Below are 23,579 nucleotides of genomic sequence, written 5' to 3'. Positions count from 1 at the left end.
TGCGTGCGGGGTGGCGGGGACCGGTTGGCAGCCGGCTTGGACCGACCAACCGGCTGCCAACCGGCCCGGCCTAGCGTCGGCGTCGAGTGATCCACCTCACACGCACGGAGGCGCGCATGACCAAGATCGAACTCACCGTCGACGGGGCCTCGGTCTCCGACGACGTCGAGCCCCGGATGCTGCTGGTGCAGTACCTGAGGGAGAAGCTCGGCAAGACCGGGACCGTGATCGGCTGCGACACCTCCAACTGTGGAGCGTGCACGGTCCACCTCGACGGCACGAGCGTGAAGTCGTGCAACGTGCTCGCGGTGCAGACCAACGGCCGCACGGTGACCACCATCGAGGGCCTCGCCGACGCGGCGGAGGGCGAGCTGCACCCGGTGCAGGAGTCCTTCCGCGAGTGCCACGGCCTCCAGTGCGGCTTCTGCACGCCGGGGATGATCATGCAGGCCGTCGACCTGCTCGCGGAGAACCCGCACCCGAGCGAGGAGGAGGTGCGGCTCGGCATGGAGGGCAACCTCTGCCGCTGCACCGGCTACCACAACATCGTCAAGAGCGTCCTCCACGCCGCCGAGCAGACCTCAGCGGGGGCGACGTCATGACCGCCACCCAGGACCGCCCGGCTGCCGAGATCGGCAAGGACCGCCGCCGCAAGGAGGACCAGCGGCTGATCACCGGCCGTACGCGCTGGACCGACAACATCACCCTGCCGGGGATGCTGCACCTCGCGATGGTCCGCAGCCCCTTCGCGCACGCCACCATCACCTCCGTCGACACCGAGGCCGCCAAGGCCTCGAAGAACGTCGTCACGGTGCTGAGCGGCAAGGACTTCGGCGAGGAGCTCGGCGTGTGCATCAACGCCTGGCCCATCACGCCGGACCAGAAGACCCCCGGCCACTCGCCGATGCCCGCCGACCGGGTCGCCTTCGCCGGCGAGATCGTCGCCGTGGTCGTCGCCCGCAGCGCCGCCGCGGCGCGCGACGCGGCCGAGCTCGTCGACGTGGAGTACGACGAGCTGCCGGCCGTCGTCGGGATCAAGAAGGCCCTCGAGGACGAGGTCCTCGCGCACCCCGACCTCGGCACGAACAAGTCCGCGCTGTGGGTCTTCGACTCCCAGGACGCCGGCACCGGCGGCGAGGTCGAGGCGGCCATCGAGGAGGCGCGCAACGGCGGCATCGTCATCGAGCGGGAGTACCGCCAGCAGCGGCTCATCCCTGCCTTCATGGAGCCGCGCAGCGTCGTCGTCGACCCGACCGGCGAGCAGCTCACGATGTGGTCGGCGACCCAGATCCCGCACATCCTGAGGTTCGCCCTGGCGGCCACCACCGGCGTGCCCGAGAGCAAGATCCGGGTCATCGCCCCCGACGTCGGTGGTGGTTTCGGCGGCAAGCTCCAGGCGACCCCGGAGGAGTGGATCGCCTGGGCCGTGGCCCGTCGGCTGATGAAGCCGGTGAAGTACACCGAGACCCGTAGCGAGAGCCTGATGGCGGCCCACCACGGCCGCGACCAGGTCCAGACGCTCACCCTGGCTGCCGACAAGGACGGCAAGGTCACCGCGCTCAGGGTGCACCTCGACGCCGACCTCGGCGCCTACGTCGCGATCGTCGGCGGCGGCGTACCGGTCCTCGGCGCCTTCATGTTCAACGCGATCTACAAGTTCCCGGCCTACCGCTTCGAGTGCCAGACCGTCCTCACCAACACCACCTTCACCGACGCCTACCGCGGCGCCGGCCGGCCCGAGGCGACGTACGCCATCGAGCGGCTGATGGACGAGCTCGCCGCGGAGGTGGGCGTCGACCCGCTCGAGATCCGCGAGCGCAACTGGATCACCCACGAGGAGTTCCCGTTCACCACGGTGGCGGGGCTGGAGTACGACACGGGCAACTACGAGGCGGCGACCGCGAAGGCCAAGGAGTCCTTCGGCTACGACGAGCTGCGGCGCGAGCAGGCAGAGCGCCGCGAGCGCGGCGACCGCGTCCAGCTGGGCATCGGCGTCTCGACCTTCACCGAGATGTGCGGCCTGGCGCCCAGCCGGGTCCTCGGCAGCCTCGACTACGGCGCCGGCGGTTGGGAGAACGCAAGCGTGCGGATGACCCCCCTCGGCAAGGTCGAGGTCGTCACCGGTGCCAGCGCCCACGGCCAGGGCCACGAGACCGCGTTCAGCCAGATCGTGGCGGACCGGCTCGGCGTCCCGTTCGAGGACGTCGAGGTGCTGCACGGCGACACCCAGGTGGCCCCGAAGGGCCTCGACACCTACGGCTCTCGGTCGCTGGTCGTCGGTGGGGAGGCACTGGTCAAGGCCGTCGACAAGGTGATCGACAAGGCCAAGGTGCTCGCCGCACACCTGCTCGAGGCCAACGCCGACGACCTCGAGTACTCCGGTGGGCGGTTCACCGTCCGCGGCACCGACCAGGGCATGGGGATCCAGGAGCTGTCGACGGCGACGTTCGCCGGCCACGACTACCCCGACGGCATGGAGCTGAGCCTCGACGCCGACGCGACCTACGACCCGGTGAACTTCAACTACCCCCACGGCACCCACCTGTGCGCGATGGAGGTCGACACCGAGACCGGCGCGGTCAAGATGCGCAAGTACACCTGCTGCGACGACATCGGCACGATCATCAACCCGCTCATCGTCGCCGGGCAGGTGCACGGCGGGCTGGTGCAGGGCATTGCCCAGGCGCTGTGGGAGGAGGCCGTCCACGACGAGTCCGGCACGCTCGTGAGCGGCTCGTTCGTCGACTACCTGCTCCCGACCGCGGCCGACACGATCTCCTTCGACGTCGTCCACACCGACGAACCGAGCATCTGCACGACCAACTCGCTGGGCACCAAGGGTGTCGGCGAGGCCGGCACCATCGCGTCGACGCCGGCGGTCGTCAACGCCGTCGTCGACGCCGTACGACACCTGGGCGTCAACGACATCCAGATGCCGTGCACCCCGGAGCGGGTGTGGCGCGCGATCCACGCCCACGACGGTGACGCACCGACACCCCAGGCGGCGATGCCGCACTTCGAAGAAGGCGCCCTCAACCAGGACGAAGGAGCGGGCCAGTGATCCCGGTGGAGTTCGACTACCTCGCCCCGGCGTCGGTCGAGGAGGCCTTGGCCGCCCTCGGCGAGCACGGGGACGACGCGAAGATCCTGGCCGGCGGCCAGAGCCTGCTGCCGGTCCTGCGGATGCGGCTCAACGCACCGGAGGTCGTCATCGACCTCGGCGGCATCGCCTCGCTGCGAGGCATCCGTGACGACGGGGACGCGCTCGTGATCGGCGCGATGACCACCCACCACGACGTGCGCGACGACAGCCTGGTCAGGGAGCACGCGCTGCTGCTGTCGAAGGCCGCGGCGGAGGTGGCGGACTCGCAGATCCGGCATCGCGGCACCTTCGGCGGCGCCCTCGCGCACGCCGACCCGGCCGGTGACCTCGGCGCCCCGGCGCTGGCGCTCGGCGCGCAGTTCGTGATCGCCGGACCCGGCGGCACACGCACAGTCGAGGCGGCGGACTTCTTCGTCGACCTCTTCGAGACCGCGATCGGCGACGACGAGATCCTCACCGAGGTGCGCATCCCCAAGCACACCGGCTGGGGCGCGCACTACGAGAAGTTCGTGCGAGTGGCGCACCAGTGGCCGATCGTGGCCGTCGCCGCGACCGTGAGGGGCTCGATCGACGAGGCCCGGGTGGGGCTGACCAACATGGGCTCGACCCCGCTTCGGGCGACCGCGACCGAGCAGGCCCTCGCGGGGGCCAGCGCGACGGAGGACGGCGTACGTGCTGCCGCGGACCTGGCGTCGGACGGCACCAACCCGCCCTCGGACCTCAACGGCGCCGCCGACTACCGCCAGCACCTCGCGCGGGTGCTGACCGGGCGGGCCGTGCTGAAGGCGGCGGGGGCGTAGGCGTGGAGCTGAGCCACAACTTCACCGTCCCGATCGGCGTCGAGGAGACCTGGGCGCACTTCAACGACATCGCCTCGGTCGCCGAGTGCTTCCCCGGTGCACAGGTGACCGAGGCCGACGAGGACTCCTTCTCCGGGTCGGTGAAGGTCAAGCTCGGGCCGATCGCGCTGCAGTACAACGGCTCCGGAACGTTCGTCGAGAAGGACACCGAGGCGCACCGCTTCGTGGTCGACGCCAAGGGCAAGGACAAGCGCGGCAACGGCACGGCGGGCGCGAAGGTCACCGTCTCGATGACCGACGCCGGTGGCTCGACCGACGTCTCGGTGGCGACCGACCTCGCCATCACCGGCAAGCCTGCGCAGTTCGGGCGCGGGGTGATGCAGGACGTCTCCGACAAGCTGCTCGGGCAGTTCGTCAGCTGCCTCGAGGAGCGACTGACCGCCCCGGAGGCCCCGGAGACGGCGGAGGCGGTCGAGGCGGTCGAGATCCCGGCGGCGGCTGTCCCGGAGGCGGTCGAGCCTGCGTCGGCACCGCCAGCGGCGCGACCGCCGGAGGCGGCGCAACCGCCTCCGCGGGCCAGGCCTGCCGCTCCGCCGCGTGAGCCCGAGGCGCTCGACCTCGGGAGCGCCGTGCTCCCGGTGCTGGCGAAGTCCTACTGGCGACAGGGCCTCGCTGGCCTCGTCGTCCTGGTCCTGCTGTGGCGGCTGCTGCGGAGGCGGTGAGCGGGGTCGCGGTCAGAAGACGTTGAGCGGGCGGAACTGGACCGAGATCCGCGGACCGGAGCGGGCGACCTTCGGCACGGCGTGCTCCCAGGTGCGCTGGCACGACCCGCCCATCACGACGAGGTCGCCGTGGCCCATCGTGAGGGCGATGGACCCACCCCCGTCGCGCGGTCGGAGCAGCAGCCGGCGCGGGTCGCCGACGCTCACGATGGCGACCATGGTGTCGGCGGTGCGGCCCCGGCCGATGGTGTCGCCGTGCCAGGCGACGGAGTCGCGTCCGTCGCGGTAGTAGCAGCAACCGGCGGTCACGAACGGCTCGCCCAGCTCCGGGAGGTAGTGCTCGCTCAGCGTGCTCCTGGCCTCGGTCAGGGCGGGATGCGGCAACGGGTGGTCGGCGAGGTAGGTGTGCACCAACCGGGGCACGTCGACCACGGCGTCGTACATCTCGCGTCGCTCCGCCCGCCACGGGACGCGTTCGACGAGGGCGGAGAAGACGGCGTCGGGGTCGCGGAGCCAGTCGCGCTGGACGTCGACCCACGCTCCGTGCGAGAGGCGGCGACGCTCAGGGGACAGTGCCACGGAACCCGTGGTGTCATCGGCGAAGAGGGACGTCTGGAAGTCCACGCGGCCATGATAGCCGACCTGTCGAACACCCGTTCGAACATCAAGAAATGATCAAGGGTTTGCCGCAGTATTGGTCAACTAGGAGACTCTGGTCCAGTCCGGACCTACCCTCAGGGGTATGGAACCGGTGGACCTCGTCGTCCCGCGCCAGCGGGCGCTGAAGCACGTGCAGGTCCGTGAGCACGTCCGGGGCCTGATCGAGTCGCAACCACCGGGCTCGGCGGCACCGTCCGAGCGCGAGCTCGTGGCGCGCTTCGGCGTGGCCCGGATGACCGTACGACAGGCACTCGACGCGCTCGTGGCGGAGGGCCTCCTCGAGCGGATCCCCGGCCGCGGCACCTTCGTCGCCCAGCCGCCCCGGACCTCCGGCCGCCTCACGTCGTTCACCGAGGAGATCCGCCGCCGCGGGATGCTGCCGGAGTCGCAGACGCTCCTGGCTCGCGTCGAGCAGGCCGGCCCCGGGGTCGCGAGGGCGCTGGACATCTCGCCCGGTGACCCCGTGCTCCACTGGCGTCGCCTGCGTCGGGCCGACCAGGCCATCGTGTGCGTCGAGGACGCCTACCTCAACGAGGTCCTGCTGCCGGGCTTCCTGCAGCACGGCACGCCCACCAGCCTCTACGAAGCCCTCGCCTCGCGGGGCCTGCGCCCGACCGAGGTCGAGGACTCCATCAGCGCCGACCGGGCGAGCGCCGACGAGGCGGCGATCCTCGAGGTCGCCGAGGGCGACCCGGTGCTGCGCCACGCCCGTCGAGCGGTCTCCGACGGCCGGATCGTCGAGGTCTCGCGCACCTGCTACCGGCACGACCGCTTCACGGTCTACCTCCAGCTCAACGACCACTGACCCTGCCTCAGTCGCCGCCGAGCGCGTCCAGCTCGCGTCGCAGGTTGGCACGCGCCGCGACCTCCCAGAGCTCCCGGGCCTGAGGGGTGCTGAAGAGGCGCGGGCGGACGGCGAGCTCGCGCAGCACTGCCGCGCGACCGGTCCGGAAGTCGTCGTCGCTGACGTGTGCGAAGTCCTCCCGCACCCCGCCGGCGTAGGCGTCGTAGCGCTCGCGAGGTGCGGCGAGGATGCCCAGGTCGGCGTCGCTGAGCGCGGCACCCGAGGTGTCGTCGTCGGCAGGGCGGTGGTGGGCGGTCATGCGCACCAGCCGCGCCACCTCGTCGGCGTACGCCGCAGGGAGCGCGCGCTCGGCCCACTGTGCCGACCGCTCCTCGTCGTCGGCCGACCCGTCGTAGACCGCGTCGTGGAACCACGCGGCGAGCCCGACCATGGTCGGGTCGAACCCGACCCCCGCCGCCGTGAGCGCGGCGAGCCGGTCGAGCACCTCCTCGAGGTGGCGCAGGTCGTGGTAGCCCGGGCGGTCCCAGGCGGTGAGCAGCTCGTCGCGGAGCGCGTGGTGGTCGGCCAGCGGCCAGCGCTCGGCGAGGCTCACTGCTGGGTCGCCTGCTGCAGCTCGCGGGCCTCGGCGTGGCCCGACGCCATCGCCCAGCGGATCGTCCGGGTGGCCGCGGCGCCGAGGACCCGGTTGGTCACCGGCGGCACGGGCGGCAGCCGCAGCTCACGACGTGCGTCGGCGGGCAGCAGCCCGATGGCGGCCGAGGCCAGCGCGAGGTAGCCCGGGCGCGCGGCCACCGGCAAGTCGGGGTGCAGCAGGAGGAAGCGGATGGCCTCCTGGGCGGCCGGCGTGCCACGCAGCTCGGAGCCGTACGCCGCCAGCGTCGCGTGCAGGTCGTCCTCGGAGCGCGGTGCACCGATCACGCCGAGGTGCTCGGCGGCGACGGCGGTCTGGGCGACGTACTCGTCACGCTCCGGTCCGACCAGCGGTCGGTGGCCGTAGCGGTCGTGGGCGACGAGGAAGCTGTGGATCTCGGCGGCGTGGACCCAGCCGAGCAGGTGCGGGTCCGAGGCGGCGTACGGCGTCCCGTCGGGCATCGTGCCGGTCACCGACTCGTGGGCACGCTGCACGGCGCGGATGATCTGCAGGGCGTCCTGCTCGGCACCGAAGGTCGTCATCGCGATGTAGGTGGAGACCTGTGCGAGCCGTCCCCACATGTCGCCGCGGTAGCCCGAGTGGTCGGCCACGCCCTGCATCGCGGCGGGGTGCAGCGACTGCAGCATGACCGCGCGGATGCCGCCGACGAACATCGAGGCGTCGCCGTGCACGCGGGCGATGGGGGAGCCGGCCTCGAACCACCGCGGCCCCGGGGTGCCGTGGACGCGCTGTCGGTTGCGGGGGCCGTCGGGGCCGGCCACCTTGCTGAACAGCTCGGCGCCGAGGCGGTCACGGAGGGTCACGTCGCCGAGGCTAGCCAAGGGTCCGAAGCGGGCCTGACCGTGTGGCTGCCGGTTCTTTGACTTCGAGTACTCGAAGTTCCTACGGTCGATGACGTGACCAGCCACGCCCTCCCTCGCAGCTACTCCATCAAGGAGGCGGCAGCCCTCACCGGCCTGCCGGCCAGCACGCTGCGCTACTACGAGCAGATCGGGGTCATCTCCCCGATCAGCCGTGGCGCCAGCAGCGGGCACCGCGTCTACGACGACGAGGACCTCGACCAGCTGATGTGGGTCTCGTGCCTCGCCGCGACCGGCATGTCGGTCGGCGACATGCGCCTCTACATGGCCAACAACCGGCTCGGGGCGGACGCGGCCGCCGACCAGGAGCGGCTCCTGCGCGACCAGCAGGAGCGCCTCACGACCGAGGCGCGGGCGCTGGTGCTCCGCCAGCGCTACGTCGACCTCAAGATCGCCTACTGGCAGGCGGTCCGCGACGGGGACACGGCGCGCAGCGAGCAGGTCTCCGACCAGGCGCGGGCGCTCGCCGACGAGCTCCGCGCGGTCACGCACGACCCGATCCACTGACCGGCCACTCCGGTCAGCACACCCTCACACAAGGACGGAACACCCCCACATGCGCGTGAACGCCTACGCAGCCCCCTCGGCCGGCGAGCCGCTGGCCCCCACCACCATCGAGCGCCGCGAGGTCGGCGCCCACGACGTGCTCATCGCGATCGAGTACGCCGGCATCTGCCACTCCGACATCCACACCGTCAACGGTGACTGGGGCCCGCAGCCCTTCCCCGTCGTGCCCGGTCACGAGATCGTCGGCACCGTCCAGGAGGTCGGGACCGACGTCACCACGCACCGCGTGGGCGACCGCGTCGGTGTCGGCTGCATGGTCAACTCGTGCGGGGAGTGCGACAACTGCAAGGCCGGTGACGAGCAGTACTGCCGCCAGGGCATGGTCGGCACGTACGCCGTCACCGACCGCGACGGCACCACCACCACCCAGGGCGGCTACTCCACGCACGTCGTCGTGGACGCCGGCTTCGTGCTCCGGGTGCCCGACGGCCTCGAGCCGGCAGCCGCCGCGCCGCTGCTGTGCGCCGGCATCACGACGTACTCCCCGCTCAAGCACTGGCAGGCCGGCCCCGGCAAGAAGGTCGCCGTCGTCGGGCTCGGCGGCCTGGGCCACATGGCCGTCAAGATCGCCCACGCGATGGGCGCCGAGGTCACCGTGCTGTCGCAGTCGCTGAAGAAGCAGGAGGACGGCCTCCGTCTGGGCGCCGACCACTACTTCGCCACCAGCGACCCCGACACGTTCGAGGCCCTCGCCGACTCCTTCGACCTGGTCGTCAACACGGTCAGCGCGAAGATCGACGTGAACGCCTACCTCGGCCTCCTCGCCGTCAACGGCACCCTGGTCAACGTCGGCGCCCCGCCGGAGCCGCTGCCGGTCAACGCGTTCTCCCTCATCGGCGGCCGGCGCTCGTTCGCCGGCTCGATGATCGGCGGCATCGCCGAGACCCAGGAGATGCTCGACTTCTGCGCCGAGCACGGCATCGTCTCCGAGGTCGAGGTGATCTCGGCCGACCAGGTCAACGAGGCGTACGAGCGGGTACTGGCCTCCGACGTGCGCTACCGGTTCGTGATCGACACGAGCACCCTCGCCTGATCGAGGCGTCGACAGTGGAGCCCGCGGCCGGACCTACCGGCCGCGGGCTCCACTGTTCTACGTGCGCCCGGCTCAGCTCGACTCAGCTCGACTCGGCTCGACTCAGCTCGACTCGGAGGACAGGTCCCCGGCGTCCACGATGCGGTAGGCGTAGCCCTGCTCGGCGAGGAACCGCTGTCGGTTCTGGGCGAAGTCGGCGTCGACGGTGTCACGCGAGACGATCGTGTAGAAGTGCGCGCTGCGGCCCTCCGTCTTCGGCCGCAGCAGCCGCCCGAGGCGCTGGGCCTCCTCCTGGCGCGAGCCGAACGACCCGCTGACCTGGATGGCCACCTCGGCCGACGGCAGGTCGACGGAGAAGTTGGCGACCTTGCTGACCACCAGCAGCCCGATCTCGCCGGAGCGGAACGCGTTGAACAACCGCTGCCGCTCCCTGACCGGGGTCTCGCCCTTGATGACGGGGGCGTCGAGCAGCTCGGCGATCTCGTCGAGCTGGTCGATGTACTGCCCGATCACCAGGGTCGGCTGCCCGGCGTGCTGCTGCACGAGGCGTCGTACGACGTCGATCTTGGCGTGGGTGCACGAGGCGAGGCGGTAGCGGGCGTCGGGGTCGCTTGTGGCGTAGGCGAGCCGCTCGCCGTCGGGGAGGCTGACCCGCACCTCGACACAGTCGGCGGGCGCGATGTAGCCCTGCGCCTCGATGTCCTTCCACGGGGCGTCGTAGCGCTTGGGGCCGATGAGGGAGAAGACCTCGCCCTCGCGCCCGTCCTCGCGCACGAGGGTGGCGGTGAGCCCGAGCCGGCGCCGGGCCTGCAGGTCGGCGGTCATCCGGAAGATCGGGGCCGGCAGGAGGTGCACCTCGTCGTAGACGATGAGCCCCCAGTCGCGGGCGTCGAGCAGCTCGAGGTGCGGGTAGACGCCCTTCCGCTTCGTCGTCAGCACCTGGTAGGTCGCGATCGTGACGGGACGGACCTCCTTGACGGCACCGGAGTACTCGCCGATCTCGTCCTCGGTCAACGAGGTGCGCGCGACGAGCTCGTCCTTCCACTGCCGCGCGCTGACGGTGTTGGTCACGAGGATGAGCGTGGTCGCGCGGGCGTGGGACATCGCCGCGGCACCGACGATGGTCTTGCCGGCCCCGCAGGGGAGCACGACGACGCCGGACCCGCCGTCCCAGAACGACTCGGCGGCCTCGCGCTGGTAGGGCCGCAGCGTCCAGCCCTCCTCGGCGAGGTCGATGTCGTGCGCCTCGCCGTCGACGTAGCCCGCGAAGTCCTCGGCCGGCCAGCCGAGCTTGAGCAGGGCCTGCTTGAGGTTGCCGCGCTCGCTGGGGTGGACCACGACCGCGTCGTCGTCGATCCGCGCGCCGATCATCCCGGCCACCTTCTTGGCGCGGAGCACCTCCTCGAGCACCGGGCGGTCGGTCGAGGACAGCACCAGTCCGTGGACGGGGTGCTTCTCCAGCCGCAGCCGGCCGTAGCGGCCCATCGTCTCGGCGACGTCCACGAGGAGCGCGTGCGGCACGGCGTAGCGCGACCAGGTCAGCAGGGCGTCGACGACCTGCTCGGCGTCGTGCCCCGCGGCGCGGGCGTTCCAGAGCCCCAAAGGCGTGAGGCGGTAGGTGTGGATGTGCTCCGGGGAGCGTTCGAGCTCGGCGAAGGGCGCGATCGCCTTGCGGGCCTCGGCGGCCGAGGGGTGGTCGACCTCGAGCAGCAGCGTCTTGTCCGACTGGACGATGAGGGGGCCGTCGTTCATCGCGTGGCCGCCTCGGCCCGGCCCGCGGCCGGGTCGTCGCCCACCTGCTCGGCCCGGCGTCGGGCGCGGAAGGCCGCGACGTTGGCACGCGAGGAGCACCGGTCGGAGCAGTAGCGGCGCGACTGGTTGGGGGAGGTGTCGACGAAGACGTGGTCGCAGCGGGGCTCCAAGCAGATGCCGAGCCGGGTCGCGCCGAGGTCGCACACGAGGTTGGCGAGCCCCATCAGTGCCTCGCCGACCAGCAGCTCGGCGACCGACGCGGCCCGGTTGGCCACGTGCATGTGGAGGTTGTCGGGGTCGTGGTCGGAGATCATCGGCGTGACGGGATGCTCGGCGAGCAGGTCGTTGAGCGAGCTGACCACGAGCGCCACGTCGTCGACGTCGGAGGCCTCGAAGACGGGCCGCAGCTCGTCCTGGAACGTCCGGACGGAGTCCACGTCGGCCCCGACCACCGAACGGTGCAGCCAGGAGCGGTCGGCGAGGTGCTCGCGCAGCGCCTCCTCGTCGGGCAGGTCGGCGTTGACGAGCGCGGCCGCGCGCTCGGCGTACCGGATGAAGTCCATCGTCCGAGTCTACGGAGGCTGCCTCGTGGGGTGCTCAGCGTGTCGGGGTCCCTGCGGCGTTGTCCGGGGGAGCGGAGCGGAGGAGGAGAACGTCGTGGGGTGTTCAGGCGTGGCGCACGCGTGTGATGCGGTGCACGGCGAACTCCCGGACGTCGTCGGCACGGTGGTCGTACGCCGAGAGCCGACCGCCGTCGAGACGGCGCGGGTCGACGACCCGCTCGCCGGTCGCGCCGTGGTTGTCGACGTAGCCGATGACCACCGTGCTCCCCGCCTCGATGGCCTCCCGCAGGGCGGCCAGCGCGCCGGAGGGGGTGGTCGTCGCCTCGGCGCTCGCGGGCCGGGACGACTCGGCCCGGTCGCCGGCGCGGATGGCCGTCGCCACGGCCTGGACCTGCGCAGCCTGCCGCGCCTCCACCGCACCGGCGGGCCGGCGGCCGCGACGGGTGCGGGCGCGCTGGAGGTCGGGGCGGCTCACCCGGACGGTGCCGTCGGCCGCCTCCACGACCGGGGCGGCGCCCAGCTCGCGGAGCCGCGGCAGCAGGACGTCGAGGGGGGAGGTGGCGATCGCGACCGTCGGCGCGAGCAGGCGCAGGCCCAGGCTCCGCCCACGCGGGTCGTGCACGAGGGCGGCCAGGGCCGCCTCGTCGTCCGCGCGCAGGAACGCCTCGGCGTGCCCGACCCGCACGGTGCCGAAGGTGCGGGCGACGTCGTCGACCAGGAACTCCAGCGGCTGGGGCACCGGCGTGTGCGAGACCGAGGTGAGGAAGTCGCGCACCTCGCCGCTCGACCACCCCGCGTCGAAGCCGCGGCGCAGCGACCCGGAGGTGAAGCGGTAGACCGTCGCGCCGCCGCGGGACTCCACGTCGGCGAGCAGGTGCAGGCGGCGGGCCACCTCGGTCTCGAGCGGACCCGGGGCGACGGCCGTGAGGTCGGCCTGGAGGAGGACGTGGTCGACCGGGCGGGGGAGGTGCGGGTCGATCGCCTCGGCGGCCGCCGGCAGGTCACCGAGCGCCACGGAGCGCCCGCTGGGCGGCAGGCCCCCAGCGCCGGCGACCCCGAGCACGGCGGCCTCCGACAGCGCGGCGGTGACCAGGTCGGCGAAGACCGTCGGTCGGCGCGGACGCAGCCAGGCGATGCGCTGCACGAGCGACGCGATGCCCGTTCCGACCGCGAGCACCTCGCCCTCGGGCACCTCGGCCAGCACCTGCAACGCGAGCCGCCGGGCCTCCTCGGCGAGCCCGCTGGAGAGCTCGGGGGCGAGCGCGTTCCAGGCCTTGCCGGCCGGGTCGCGCGACCCCACCAGCGAGGGCACCCGGCTGCTGGCCAGCCACCCGCCCACCAGGCGGGTCCACCGCTCGGCGAGCGGCAGGCCCGACCAGACGTCGAAGTCGTCGGTGGGCAACCAGGAGGGGGTGCCGTTGCTGTCGGCCGCCTCGGCGACGAGCCCCGCGGTGAGCGCCACCTCGACGACCAGGGCAGCCCCCGGCTCGTCGACGTGCAGCTCGCGGGCCACTGCCTTGAGGTCGCGGACGGCGAGCCCGCCGCTGCGCAGGACGCTCGGCGGCTGCACGCCCCAGTGGTCGAGCAGCAGCTCCACGCGGCGTACGACGTCGAAGGCCGCGCCCGCGGCGGTCCGGGCGACGAGCGAGACGTCGCGCGACGACGTCGCCAGGGGCGGCACCTCGTCGACCGGCTCCCGGGTCGTACGGCCACCGCGCAGGGCGAGACCCACCTCGCCCGGCAGCACGACGGCGTCACCCTCGCGGGGCACGAGCAGGCGCCTGCTGATCAGCTCCTCGGCCGGCGACCGGGCCTCGGCCGGTGACACGGTGCGTCTCGCCGAGCCGGTCGTGCCCTCGCCGCCGTGGTCGTCCACGTGGCGCAGCAGCGCGGTCGCGGCCGGGGTGAGCTCGGCGAGCCGCGCCGCCACCTCGTCGGGGCTCGCGGGCTCGGGGCTGGAGGGTCGCAGGCCGCTGACCAGGCCCGGCATGCCCCGCATCGCGTCGGCCACGCCGGTGAGCGCCCGCACGCCGCCGGGGGCCTCCCAGGCCAGGGCCAGGTCGAGCAGCCGCTGCAGTGCGGCTGCCGTGCGCGCCTCGTCGGCGCGCACGATCGAGATCAGGTCGGCCGAAGTGGTTTGACCTGCAACCAGGAGGGCATCAAGCACGGAAAGTTCCAGGCGGTCGAGCCCGTCGAGGGCGCGATGGATCGACGACCGTGTGGCAGCCCGCGAGGCCAGCTGCGAGGAATCCTGAGGGGCGGGTGTGGCGAGATCTGGACGGGCCCTGAGCAGCGCCACGAGCCGATCGTCCGGCCAGCTGCGCAGCTGGTCGGCAAGGGTGCGTGCGGGTGTCGTCCGCGCTGAACTGGACATCCCTCTTACGCTACTCGCCGGGCCGGCACCGCGGCCCCACATCTCGACACGGGGCGAAGAGGGCCGACATGCTGGACGTTGATCTGCACCACGGGGCGTCGACGGACGTCGGACTGGTGCGCAAGGTCAACGAGGACTCCTACCTCGTCGCGCCTCCCGTCTTCGTCGTCGCCGACGGCATGGGCGGCCACTCCGGCGGCGACGTCGCCAGCCAGATGGTCGTCGAGGAGTTCCAGCGCCTCGCCGAGTCCTACGACCCCCGGCGCGGCGCCGAGCTCGTCGCCGACGCCTTTGCCCGTGCGCAGGCGCGCATCGTCGACTACGGCGACGCCCACCGCGCGCTGCACCCCGGCTGGCACGCCGGCACCACCGCGGTGGTGGCGGTCCTGGTCGTCGACGACGGTGCCACCAAGTGGCTCCTGGCCAACCTCGGCGACTCGCGCATCTACCGCATCGTCGAGCGCCGCCTCGAGCAGGTGAGCGTCGACCACTCCGTGGTCCAGGAGCTGATCGACGCCGGCCACATCACGGCCGAGGAGGCCGCGGTCCACCCGGAGAGGCACGTCATCACGCGGGCGCTCGGCAGCCCCGAGGGCATCCAGCCCGACTTCTTCCTCCTGCCCCTCGGCTCGGTCGAGCGCCTCCTGCTCTGCAGCGACGGCGTGACCGGGATGATCGAGGACAAGGAGATCGAGGAGATCCTCGAGTCGGTCGCCGACCCGCGCGACGCCGCCGACGCGCTGGTGCGCGCAGCGGTGGCCGCCGGGGGACGTGACAACGCCACGGCGGTCGTCGTCGATGTGGTGGGATTGGTGAAGGACGCGACCTATGACTCCCGGCGCCAGCTGGAGAGTCTCGAATCGAAGCTGGGGGGACGACTGTGAGCACTGAGGCGAGGTTCGCGCCGGGGGACTGGTACGCCGTGGTCGGTGACCGGGTGACCGTCCTGCTGCCGGGCAGCCAGCGCGGCCGGGTGGCCACGCTGTGGGACCTCGCCGACTCCGGTGCCGGGGTCGACGCCCTGCTCGACGCCCTTCTCGCGGGCGGGCTGTCCAGCCTCGACCACTTCGCCCTCGTCTCCCACGACGACGAGGCGACCCGCCTGATCGTGCGGGGTGCCCCGACGGCGACCGTCTCCTCGGCCGGAGGCGAGGAGGTCCTCAGCGCCACGCCCGGCACCACCTGGGCCGAGCAGGTCCTGGTGGGCGTCTCGAGCGTCCGCGTGACCCTGACCGGTGAGGGCTCCGCCGACCGCCACCTCACCCCGGGCCTGGCCCGGGTCTCGGTCGTCGAGTTCGGTACGCCGTCCGCGTCCGTCGCCGACGAGCCCGTGGCGCCCGAGCCCGCTGCCGAGGAGTCCCCGGTCGACGAGGCCGCCGACGCCGTCGGTCCCGACCCCGCAGCGCGCGTGCCCGAGCCCGAGGCGGAGCCGGATCTCGCGCCCATTCCGGAGGAGGCGCAGGCGCCTGTGCCGGTGCCCCCGGCCGCGCCGATGCAGTTCGGCTCGCCCGAGGACGACCCCACGCCGACGGGCGAGACGCCGGCCGTCGAGGACGACTGGGCCGACCGCGACGGCCAGACCCAGGTGGGCGGCCCGGTCTCCGACTTCGAGCGTCCGCCCATCCCCGGGCAGGAGATCGCCCCCGACGTGGTCGCGCAGCCGGTCGCCTCGCTCGTCTTCTCCACCGGTGACGTGGTGTCCGTCGACCGCACCGTGCTCGTGGGTCGCGCGCCCGAGGCACGCCGCTTCGCCTCCCACGACCAGCCGCACGTGGTGACGGTGCCCAGCCCCCACCAGGAGATCTCCTCCACCCACCTCGAGATCCGGCCCGGAGCGGGCGCCGACCACGGCTCCGCCATCGCCACCGACCTCGGCTCCACCAACGGCACCGTCCTGGCCCAGCCCGGTCTCGACCCCGAGGAGCTCAAGCCCGGCATCGCCGTCAGCCTGATCCCCGGCGCGGTCCTCGACCTCGGCGACGGTGTCACCATCCAGGTCACCAACCCCTGACCAGCGCCCACCGAGACCAGCCGTGACCCAGCACCCCCAGTCCATGACCTATCCCGTCGCCGAGCTCGAACGACGCTTCGCCGCCTTCGCCGTCGACCGGCTCCTCGCCTGGAGCCTCATCGCCGCCGTCGGCGTCGCGACCGCCCTGTTCGTCTCCGACGACCTGTGGACCGTCGTCGGCGCCGTCGCCGGTGCGACGGTCCTGATCTGGCTCGTGCTGGCCGTCGTGCAGGGCGTCAGCGGCACGTCGCCCGGCAAGGCCGTCTCGGGGCTGCGGGTGGTGCACCACGGCACGGGCACCCCGATCGGGGTCGGCCCGGCCCTGCTGCGCTCGCTCGTGCTCGGCGTGGCCGGACTGCCCACCTTCGGCATCGGGGTGGCCACCCTGGCGTGGACGGCCGTGGAGGACCGCGGCCGCCAGCGTCGCGGCTGGCACGACCACCTCGCCCACACCGTCGTGGTCGACGTACGTCCCGTCGTCGAGGTCGCCGACACCGCTGCTGACGACGCCCCGCGCCACATCGTCAACCTCACCGCCATGCGGCTCGTGCCGGCCCCTCCGGTCGAGCAGGTCAGGACGCCCGAGCGCTCCGAGCACTCCATGCGCCGCCAGCCGCTTCCCGCCGACCTCGCACGCCCCGCGCCCGCTCCGGCCCCGGCTCCCGCCCCCGTGCACCAGCCCGCACAGCCGCAGCCCGTGCCCGCCCAGCAGTGGTCGTCCCCGCCGGCCCAGCCGCCGGCGCCGCCGGCGCCGCCGTCCCAGCCGCCGTCCCAGCCGCCGTCGCACCGCCTGCCCGCCCAGCCGGTCCGTCCCCATCCGGCGCCGGGGACGCCGATGGCACCTCCGCGCTGGCGGGTGCACTTCGACAACGGCGAGAGCTTCGTGATCGCCGGCCTCGCGCTGGTCGGCCGCCGTCCCGAGGCCCGGGCCGGCGAGCAGGTCGCCCACCTGATCCCGCTGGCCTCGGCCGACATGTCGGTCTCCAAGACGCACGCCCAGTTCGGTCCCGCGCCGGACGGGACGATCGTGGTGATGGACCGCGGCTCGACCAACGGCACCGTCCTGGTGCGCCAGGGTGTCGCGCGCCAGCTCGCCCCGGGCAAGCCCGCGGCGCTGGTCGACGGCGATAAGGTCGTCTACGGCGACCGCGAGATGGTCGTCTCGCGGGAGGGCTGAGGACGGCACGGCACTGACGGGGCAGGATGTGCGACGTGGCGACCTTCCTGGACCTGCTCTACGACGAGGCGCCCCTGGCCGCCTTCGACGAGCACCTCGCCGAGCGCGAGGCGGGTGCCGGCACGGCGGAGGCCGCCCGGCTGCGCTCGGAGTACGACGTCGCCCTCCGGCTGCGCGACCTGATGAGCCGCATGCGCTCGCGCGAGGCGGAGCTGTCCGCGCTCTACGAGACGGCCTCCGACCTCACCGCCATCCGCGACGTCGACACGATCCTCGCCGCGATCGTGCGCCGCGCGCGCCAGCTGCTGCACTGCGACATGACCTACCTCTCGCTCAACGACGAGGACGACGGCGCGTCCTACATGAAGGTCACCGACGGTGCGCTGACGCGCGAGTTCCAGACCCTGCGACTGCCGCTCGGCACCGGTCTGCTCGGCCTGGTCGCCCAGACGGGCGCGGCCTACTTCACCGAGGACTACGCCACCGACGAGAGGTTCGTGCACCAGGGCTACATCGACGAGGCCGTGGCCGGTGAGCAGATCCGCGCCATCCTCGGGGTGCCGCTGGTGCTCGACGGCGTCGTGATCGGCGCCCTGCTCGCGGTGCACCGGTCCGTACGCCGCTTCCCGCAGTCGGAGGTCAGCCTCCTCACCTCGTTCGCGGCGCACGCGGTGGTGGCCCTGGAGAACGCCCGGCTCTTCGCCGAGCTCGACGAGGCCAACCGCTCCCTCACCCGGCACACCGAGGCGGTCGACGCCGCAGCGCTGGCCCACGACCGTCTCACCGACCTGCTCATCGGCGGCGGAGGGGTCGCCGAGGTGGCCGAGGTGCTCTCCGGCGTGCTCGGTGGCGCGGTGTCGGTCTGGGCGCCCACCGGGGAGCTGCTGGCGGGGGAGGGCACCGGGCCGGACCGGCCGGACGCGGTGGCCGACGCAGTCGCCGACGCGGTGGCCTCGGGCCGGTCGGTGGCGACCGGGTCGGGCCTGGTCGCGGCCGCGCTCGCCCGCACCGAGCACGTGGCGACCCTGGTCCTGCGCCGCGACGAGCCGCTCGACCTCGCCGGTCGTCGTACGCTCGAGCGCGGGGCGCTCGTCACGGCGCTCGTGCTGCTCTTCGCCCGTTCGGTCACCGACGCCGAGGAACGCCTCGGGGGTCAGCTCCTCGCCGACCTGCTGGAGTCCGACCCGGCGTCGCGCGAGCGGCTGCGCGACCGCGTACGCCGGCACAGCGCCAGCCTCGACGGCCCGGTGGTCGTGGCCGCCGCCACCGTCGACGGTGCCGACCGGCACCGCGCGAGCCGGGCCGCCGTGACGCTGGCGCGACGCAGCTCCGGCCTCGCGGGGGAGCACCGCGGCGCCGTCGTGGTGGTGGTCCCGAGCGAGGACCCGCTCCTGGTCGGGGGCGACCTGCGTGCGGCGGTGGCCGAGCTGGGCGGAGTGGCGACCGTCGGGGTCGCCGGCACGAGCGACGCGCTCCACGGGGACCGGCTGGTGGCGGCCCACCACGAGGCGCGACGCTGCCTCGACACGCTGGTGCGCCTCGGCCGCCGGGGCGACGTGAGCGACCCCGCCGGTCTCGGCGTCGCGCGCCTGCTGCTCGGCGACAACGACCGTGAGCACGTCACGGCGTTCGTCGAGGCGACGATCGGCCCGGTCCTCGCCTGGGACCAGCGCCGGGGGACCGGCCTGCTGGCCACGCTCGAGGCCTGGTTCGCCAGCGGGGGCCACCTGAAGGACACCGCGACCGCCCTGCACGTCCACCCCAACACCGTGACGCAGCGGCTCGAGCGCGTCGGCGAGCTCCTCGGCGCCGGCTGGCGCGAGCCCGAGCGGTCCCTCGACCTCCAGCTCGCGCTCCGCCTGTCCCGCCTCCAGGGCGACTGACCCACGCCCGGAAGTGGGTCGACGCCACATCGTCGCCGCTCAACTGTGGCTTCGGCGCCCATGTGCCGTACGTCACCTCGCTCCCTACGGTGAGGGCCATGCCCACCGCCACCCCCTCCCCGCCGCTCGCCCTCGCCGGACGGCAGGCCCTCGTGACCGGCGCTGCCAGCGGCATCGGCGCGGCGGTCGCCGCCAGGCTCGCGGCGGCCGGTGCCGAGGTGCACCTGCTCGACCGCGACGACGAGGGCGTCGCCAAGGTCGCCGCGCAGGTGCACGGCACGCCCCACGTCGTCGACCTCACCGACGAGGCGGCCATCGCCGGCCTCGACCTCGACGTCGACATCCTCGTCAACAACGCCGGCATCCAGCACGTCGCGCCGATCGAGGAGCTCGACCCCGAGCGGTTCCGCGCCATCCACGCGCTGATGCTGCACGCGCCGTTCCTGCTCGCGCGCCGCGTCCTGCCCGGGATGTACGCCCGCGGCTGGGGCCGGCTCATCCACGTCTCCAGCGTCCACGGCCATCGCGCGTCGGCCTACAAGTCGGCCTACGTCAGCGCCAAGCACGGGCTCGAGGGCCTCTCGAAGGTCATCGCGCTCGAGGCGGCCGACAAGGGCGTCACGAGCAACACCGTGTGCCCCGGCTACGTGCGTACGCCGCTCGTCGAGGGGCAGCTCGCCGACCAGGCCCGGACCCACGGCATCGCAGAGGACGAGGTCCTCGACTCCGTCCTGCTCGCCCGCACCCCGCTCAAGCGGCTCGTCGAGCCCGAGGAGGTCGCCGAGGCGGTGGCCTTCCTCTGCAGCCCGGCCGCGACCTCGATGACCGGGACCTCGCTCTCCCTCGACGGCGGCTGGACCGCCGCCTGACCGACCCGCTCCTCACCGCACTGAGTTCCCCCATGAAAGGCACGTCATGAGCACCGACACCACCAGCGCCGCCGGGCGCGGCGCGCCCGGCACCGAGCCGGAGCGCACCAGCATCGTCAAGGTCGTCTTCGCCTCGCTGATCGGCACCGCCGTCGAGTGGTACGACTTCTTCCTCTACGGCTCTGCCGCGGCCCTGGTCTTCGGCACGCTGTTCTTCCCCGAGAGCGAGCCCGCCACCGCGACGCTGCTCGCCTTCGGCACGTACGCCCTCGGCTTCGTCGCCCGGCCGCTCGGCGGCATCGTCTTCGGGCACTTCGGCGACAAGGTCGGCCGCAAGAAGATGCTGGTCGCCTCCCTCTTCCTGATGGGCGTCGCGACCTTCGCCATCGGGCTGCTGCCCACCTACGCCTCCATCGGCGTCGCCGCGCCCCTGCTGCTGCTGACCTGCCGGCTGCTCCAGGGCTTCGCGGTCGGCGGCGAGTGGGGCGGAGCCGTCCTCATGGCGGCCGAGCACGGCGACGACTCCCAGCGCGGCTTCTGGTCCTCGTGGCCGCAGGCCGGTGTGGCGCTGGGCAACCTGTTCGCCACCGGTGTCCTGTGGGTGCTCGCGGCCGTCCAGTCCGACGCCGCCTTCGAGTCCTGGGGCTGGCGCATCCCGTTCCTGCTGAGCGCCGTGCTCGTCGCCGTCGGCCTCTGGGTGCGCCTCTCGATCGAGGAGTCGCCGGTCTTCGCCGAGGCCAAGGCCGAGCTCGCGACCAAGGAGACGCCCCACCTGCCGCTGGTGGAGGTCTTCCGCAAGTATCCCAAGGAGGTCCTGGTGGCCATGGGCATGCGCATGGCCGAGAACATCTCCTACTACCTGTTCACCATCATCTCGATCTCGTTCCTCACGATCTACGCCGGCACCGCCGACGACAAGTCGCTCATCCTCAAGGCGCTGCTCATCGGCTCCGTGGTGCACTTCGTGGCCATCCCGCTGGTCGGCGCGCTCAGCGACCGCGTCGGACGTCGCCCGCTCTACCTCGTCGGGGCCGTCGGTGTCGCCGCGTGGTCGTGGGTCTTCTTCGACCTGATCGCCTCCCGGTCCGAGGGCAAGATCATCCTGGCGATCGTCGTCGGCCTGGTCCTGCACGCGCTGATGTACGCCCCGCAGGCAGCCTTCTTCTCCGAGCTCTTCGGCACCTCGGTCCGCTACACCGGCGCCTCCGTGGGCTACCAGCTCGCGTCGATCTTCGCCGGCGCCCTTGCCCCGATCATCGCCATCGAGCTGCTCGGCGACGCCAGCGCCGGGGTCAGCAACGTGCCCAAGGTGGCCATCTACATGACCATCGCGTCGGTGATCACGGTCATCGCCGTGCTGGTCGCCCACGAGACCAGGGCGAGCTCGCTGCGCCACGACCGGGTGCTCCAGGACTGAACCCCCTCCACGCCCGGCGCGGGCCGTCGTCCCCTGCGGGACGGCGGCCCGTCGGCGTCAGCGGGTCAGGGCGACCGGCACGCGGGTGACGCCGCCGCGGGCGCCGAGCCAGACCAGCATGCCGTCGTCGAGGCGGCCGGGAGCGGTGGGCCCGGACACCGTGACGGTGAAGTCGGCCGACTCGCCGGGCGCGAGGCGTACGGCCAGCGGCTGCACGCGCACGCGGTGCGAGGTGAAGCCGCGAGCGGTGACGGAGAAGTACTCCGGACGGGTGCCGATGTTGGTCACCGTGCGCACCGCGCGGCGCTGCCGCGCGGGCATCAGGAGCGAGCTCGTGTTGAGGCGCGCCAGACGGTGGCGGCGCACGGCGCGGCGCCACTCCTCGGGAGCGACGTCGAGGGCGAGGTGCGCGGTCGGCGCCCGGGACGGGAGGGCACCGGACCCCTGCTCCAGGACGGAGGAGCCGGGAACCGGCCGGGCCGACGTCACCAGGAGCGACCGGACCACGGAGGCGGACCGCTCCGGGTGCTCGCCGAGGACCAGCGCCGCGAGCCCGCTGGCGTGTGCCGTCGCCGCGGAGCTGCCGCTGAAGACGCCCCACGTGCGGCCGGTGGAGCCCGGCAGGGCGCCCAGCACGGCGTCGCCGTCGGCCACGGCGTCGGGCTTGACCGTGATCCCGCGCGGGTCGCCCGCGGCGCTCCACCGGGCCGTACGCCGGGTGCCGGGGTCGCCGGCGACGCGCGACACCGTGACCCGCGCGTCGGGGTGTCGGGACACCCAACGGCTGAACGACCGACCGGCGGACGCCGACAGGTGGACGGTCGGCACGGAGTGGAGGTCGGCGGTGACGGAGCCGGGACGACGGTTGACCAGGACCATGGCGCGGCCGCCTGCCTGCGCGACGGCCTCGGACTTGTCGATGCGCCCGATCGCCCCGCGCCGGCAGACCACCACCCGGTCCGCGACCAGGCGTGAGTCGAGGGCCTCGAGCCGGCACTGCGCGGCCGCGCGTCGCGACGCCCCCGGCGCCGCCGCGTCCTGGGCGAGCACGGCGCGGCCCCTCACCTCCGAGGGGCGTCCGCCGCCGGCCCACGACCGGCCGCCCGGGAGGGAGACACGGGCCCGCGACATGCGGCCCACGGCGGCGCCGACCGTCGTGACCCACGGACCCGCGTGGGCCGCATAGGCCGACCTGCCCGCGTTGCCGGAGGCGCCGATGACGACCACGTCGGCCTCGGCAGCGCCGAGCAGCGCCAGCTGCAGGGTGTCGATGCGCTCGCCACCGGAGAGGGCGAGGCTCAGGACGTCGACGCCGTCGGCGACCGCGGCGTCGACCGCCGAGACGACGTCAGCGGTCGAGCAGCCGTCGTCGGCGGGGTCGGGTGCGCCCCAGCAGGCCTTGTAGGCGGCGATCCGTGCCTGCGGGGCCACGCCGCCGAAGAAGCCTGCGTCGCGGTCGTCGACCCGGACGCTGACACCGGCGTTGCCGGCCGCGACCGAGGAGACCTGCGTGCCGTGGCCGAGGGCGTCGCGGGGGGACAGCGACTCCGATGACCTCACCCGCTCGGCGCCGAAGCCGTCGACGTACCAGCGGGCGCCGACGATCTTGCGCGTGCAGTCCTCGGGGGTCCAGCCGTCGCCCTCCACGCACGCACCGGCGAAGGCCTCCGGGTCGGCCCCGAGGCCCGGGACCTCGGCGAACGCGGGTGACTCCGGCGCGATGCCCGAGTCGACGACGCCGATCACCACGCCGGCCCCGCCGCGCAGGCGGGGGCTGGCGGCGGCGTCGCGGACGGCGGCCAGCGACGGGCGTCCCGCCAGCGGGCGGATCGAGTCGACCTCGATCGAGGTGACGTCGGGCTGGTCGTCGAGGGTGGTCAGCTGGTCCGCGGTCAACCGGGCGGCGAAGCCGTTGAGCGCCGTGGTCCAGCGGTACACGGGCTCGCCCGCGCCGATGGCCGCGAGGACGGCGTCCTGCTCCGCCAGCAGCTCGGGCGCCTCCGCGCGACCGGCGGAGGTGCCGGCGCCAGTCAGCGTCACGAGGACGAGGTCACCCGGAGCAGCGGCCGCAGGGGCGTCGTCGGCGGTCGCGGCGCCCGGCGCCACGGCGGGCACGGACAGGCCCAGGGCGAGCGCGAGCGCGCCGCAGCCGAGCAACCGTCTCGTCCGTCGTGTGCGCACGCGTCTCTCCCGCTTGGTCGTCCGTGTCGTCCCCCGCCCCCGCGGTGGGACCCCCGAGCCTCCCATGGTCCCAGCAGGGGTGTCACCAGATCAAAGCCCCCCGGGTGACAACCCGTTGGTCCGTGCGCGGTGCGGCCCCCTATCCTGTGC

General features: G+C 73.4%; 20 protein-coding genes. 13 read left to right on the top strand and 7 right to left on the bottom strand.

Going from position 1 to position 23,579, the window contains the following annotated elements:
* Positions 1-116: 116 nt before the first annotated feature.
* The 4 genes from Q1B24_RS02415 to Q1B24_RS02400 are packed head-to-tail and all read left to right on the top strand — an operon-like array spanning position 117 to position 4,625.
* Positions 117-602 (top strand): (2Fe-2S)-binding protein, encoded by a 486-nt coding sequence (locus Q1B24_RS02415; RefSeq protein WP_299922830.1) that lies wholly within the window; start codon positions 117-119, stop codon positions 600-602.
* The gene (locus Q1B24_RS02410; protein ID WP_299922827.1) at positions 599-3,061 is read left to right on the top strand and encodes a xanthine dehydrogenase family protein molybdopterin-binding subunit; all 2,463 of its coding nucleotides are present in this window, start codon (positions 599-601) and stop codon (positions 3,059-3,061) included. The genes Q1B24_RS02415 and Q1B24_RS02410 overlap by 4 nt, the downstream gene beginning before the upstream one ends.
* The gene (locus tag Q1B24_RS02405) at positions 3,058-3,903 is read left to right on the top strand and encodes a xanthine dehydrogenase family protein subunit M (protein ID WP_299922826.1); all 846 of its coding nucleotides are present in this window, start codon (positions 3,058-3,060) and stop codon (positions 3,901-3,903) included. Before Q1B24_RS02410 ends, Q1B24_RS02405 begins: the two co-directional genes overlap by 4 nt.
* Positions 3,904-3,905: 2 nt before the next feature.
* Positions 3,906-4,625, top strand: a complete 720-nt coding sequence (locus tag Q1B24_RS02400; RefSeq protein WP_299922825.1) for an SRPBCC family protein — start codon at positions 3,906-3,908, stop codon at positions 4,623-4,625.
* A gap of 12 nt (positions 4,626-4,637) precedes the next feature.
* Here the strand turns inward: Q1B24_RS02400 and Q1B24_RS02395 are convergent, their stop codons facing one another.
* On the bottom strand, positions 4,638-5,204 hold the full coding sequence (locus Q1B24_RS02395) for an alpha-ketoglutarate-dependent dioxygenase AlkB (RefSeq protein ID WP_299923195.1): 567 nt from the start codon (positions 5,202-5,204) through the stop codon (positions 4,638-4,640).
* A gap of 163 nt (positions 5,205-5,367) precedes the next feature.
* On the opposite strand from Q1B24_RS02395, the gene Q1B24_RS02390 reads away from it, so the two are divergent.
* Entirely contained in the window at positions 5,368-6,090 is a 723-nt protein-coding gene (locus Q1B24_RS02390; RefSeq protein WP_299922824.1) for a GntR family transcriptional regulator, read from the top strand.
* 7 nt (positions 6,091-6,097) lie between these two features.
* Here Q1B24_RS02390 and Q1B24_RS02385 read toward each other — a convergent pair whose 3' ends face one another.
* Both Q1B24_RS02385 and Q1B24_RS02380 read right to left on the bottom strand, forming a co-directional pair.
* The gene (locus tag Q1B24_RS02385; protein WP_299922822.1) at positions 6,098-6,682 is read right to left on the bottom strand and encodes a hypothetical protein; all 585 of its coding nucleotides are present in this window, start codon (positions 6,680-6,682) and stop codon (positions 6,098-6,100) included.
* A complete protein-coding gene (locus Q1B24_RS02380) occupies positions 6,679-7,545 on the bottom strand; it encodes an oxygenase MpaB family protein (protein WP_299922820.1) in 867 nt (288 codons plus the stop codon). The genes Q1B24_RS02385 and Q1B24_RS02380 overlap by 4 nt, the downstream gene beginning before the upstream one ends.
* 93 nt (positions 7,546-7,638) lie before the next feature.
* Here Q1B24_RS02380 and Q1B24_RS02375 point away from each other — a divergent pair, with 93 nt between their 5' ends.
* Together Q1B24_RS02375 and Q1B24_RS02370 are read left to right on the top strand one after the other, a co-directional pair.
* On the top strand, positions 7,639-8,109 hold the full coding sequence (locus Q1B24_RS02375; protein ID WP_299922818.1) for a MerR family transcriptional regulator: 471 nt from the start codon (positions 7,639-7,641) through the stop codon (positions 8,107-8,109).
* A gap of 49 nt (positions 8,110-8,158) precedes the next feature.
* Entirely contained in the window at positions 8,159-9,202 is a 1,044-nt protein-coding gene (locus Q1B24_RS02370) for an NAD(P)-dependent alcohol dehydrogenase (RefSeq protein WP_299922815.1), read from the top strand.
* Positions 9,203-9,304: 102 nt separating this feature from the next.
* Here Q1B24_RS02370 and Q1B24_RS02365 read toward each other — a convergent pair whose 3' ends face one another.
* The 3 genes from Q1B24_RS02365 to Q1B24_RS02355 all read right to left on the bottom strand — a co-directional run bounded on the left by Q1B24_RS02365 (position 9,305) and on the right by Q1B24_RS02355 (position 13,627).
* Positions 9,305-10,954 carry a DNA repair helicase XPB gene (locus Q1B24_RS02365; protein ID WP_299922813.1) on the bottom strand — a complete coding sequence of 550 codons (1,650 nt, stop codon included), beginning with the start codon at positions 10,952-10,954 and terminating at the stop codon, positions 9,305-9,307.
* A complete protein-coding gene (locus tag Q1B24_RS02360; protein WP_299922811.1) occupies positions 10,951-11,517 on the bottom strand; it encodes a CGNR zinc finger domain-containing protein in 567 nt (188 codons plus the stop codon). The genes Q1B24_RS02365 and Q1B24_RS02360 overlap by 4 nt, the downstream gene beginning before the upstream one ends.
* 103 nt (positions 11,518-11,620) lie before the next feature.
* On the bottom strand, positions 11,621-13,627 hold the full coding sequence (locus Q1B24_RS02355; protein WP_299922809.1) for a helicase C-terminal domain-containing protein: 2,007 nt from the start codon (positions 13,625-13,627) through the stop codon (positions 11,621-11,623).
* A gap of 332 nt (positions 13,628-13,959) precedes the next feature.
* Between Q1B24_RS02355 and Q1B24_RS02350 the strand changes: the two genes are divergently transcribed.
* The 6 genes from Q1B24_RS02350 to Q1B24_RS02325 all read left to right on the top strand — a co-directional run bounded on the left by Q1B24_RS02350 (position 13,960) and on the right by Q1B24_RS02325 (position 21,248).
* Complete coding sequence (locus Q1B24_RS02350; RefSeq protein WP_299922807.1) at positions 13,960-14,775, top strand: protein phosphatase 2C domain-containing protein; 816 nt, start codon at positions 13,960-13,962, stop codon at positions 14,773-14,775.
* The gene (locus Q1B24_RS02345) at positions 14,772-15,902 is read left to right on the top strand and encodes an FHA domain-containing protein (RefSeq protein ID WP_299922805.1); all 1,131 of its coding nucleotides are present in this window, start codon (positions 14,772-14,774) and stop codon (positions 15,900-15,902) included. The genes Q1B24_RS02350 and Q1B24_RS02345 overlap by 4 nt, the downstream gene beginning before the upstream one ends.
* A 43-nt stretch (positions 15,903-15,945) precedes the next feature.
* Positions 15,946-17,079, top strand: a complete 1,134-nt coding sequence (locus tag Q1B24_RS02340; protein ID WP_299922797.1) for an RDD family protein — start codon at positions 15,946-15,948, stop codon at positions 17,077-17,079.
* 35 nt (positions 17,080-17,114) lie between these two features.
* Positions 17,115-18,962, top strand: a complete 1,848-nt coding sequence (locus Q1B24_RS02335; protein WP_299922795.1) for a helix-turn-helix domain-containing protein — start codon at positions 17,115-17,117, stop codon at positions 18,960-18,962.
* A 98-nt stretch (positions 18,963-19,060) separates the two neighbouring features.
* A complete protein-coding gene (locus Q1B24_RS02330) occupies positions 19,061-19,831 on the top strand; it encodes a 3-hydroxybutyrate dehydrogenase (protein ID WP_299922793.1) in 771 nt (256 codons plus the stop codon).
* 46 nt (positions 19,832-19,877) lie between these two features.
* Complete coding sequence (locus tag Q1B24_RS02325; RefSeq protein WP_299922791.1) at positions 19,878-21,248, top strand: MFS transporter; 1,371 nt, start codon at positions 19,878-19,880, stop codon at positions 21,246-21,248.
* 57 nt (positions 21,249-21,305) lie between these two features.
* On the opposite strand, the gene Q1B24_RS02320 is transcribed toward Q1B24_RS02325, so the two are convergent.
* The gene (locus tag Q1B24_RS02320; protein WP_299922789.1) at positions 21,306-23,429 is read right to left on the bottom strand and encodes a S8 family serine peptidase; all 2,124 of its coding nucleotides are present in this window, start codon (positions 23,427-23,429) and stop codon (positions 21,306-21,308) included.
* Positions 23,430-23,579 lie beyond the last annotated feature (150 nt).

The sequence above is a fragment of the uncultured Nocardioides sp. genome (assembly GCF_947488025.1).
Lineage (GTDB): Bacteria > Actinomycetota > Actinomycetes > Propionibacteriales > Nocardioidaceae > Nocardioides.
This window is presented reverse-complemented; position numbering and strand designations above follow the sequence as displayed.

Coding starts and splice junctions, on each gene's coding strand:
- Q1B24_RS02325 (WP_299922791.1), top strand. CDS start 19,878: ATGAGCACCGACACCACCAGCGCCGCCGGGCGCGGCGCGCCCGGCACC.
- Q1B24_RS02390 (WP_299922824.1), top strand. CDS start 5,368: ATGGAACCGGTGGACCTCGTCGTCCCGCGCCAGCGGGCGCTGAAGCAC.
- Q1B24_RS02370 (WP_299922815.1), top strand. CDS start 8,159: ATGCGCGTGAACGCCTACGCAGCCCCCTCGGCCGGCGAGCCGCTGGCC.
- Q1B24_RS02340 (WP_299922797.1), top strand. CDS start 15,946: ATGACCTATCCCGTCGCCGAGCTCGAACGACGCTTCGCCGCCTTCGCC.
- Q1B24_RS02330 (WP_299922793.1), top strand. CDS start 19,061: ATGCCCACCGCCACCCCCTCCCCGCCGCTCGCCCTCGCCGGACGGCAG.
- Q1B24_RS02365 (WP_299922813.1), bottom strand. CDS start 10,954: ATGAACGACGGCCCCCTCATCGTCCAGTCGGACAAGACGCTGCTGCTC.
- Q1B24_RS02410 (WP_299922827.1), top strand. CDS start 599: ATGACCGCCACCCAGGACCGCCCGGCTGCCGAGATCGGCAAGGACCGC.
- Q1B24_RS02360 (WP_299922811.1), bottom strand. CDS start 11,517: ATGGACTTCATCCGGTACGCCGAGCGCGCGGCCGCGCTCGTCAACGCC.
- Q1B24_RS02350 (WP_299922807.1), top strand. CDS start 13,960: ATGCTGGACGTTGATCTGCACCACGGGGCGTCGACGGACGTCGGACTG.
- Q1B24_RS02415 (WP_299922830.1), top strand. CDS start 117: ATGACCAAGATCGAACTCACCGTCGACGGGGCCTCGGTCTCCGACGAC.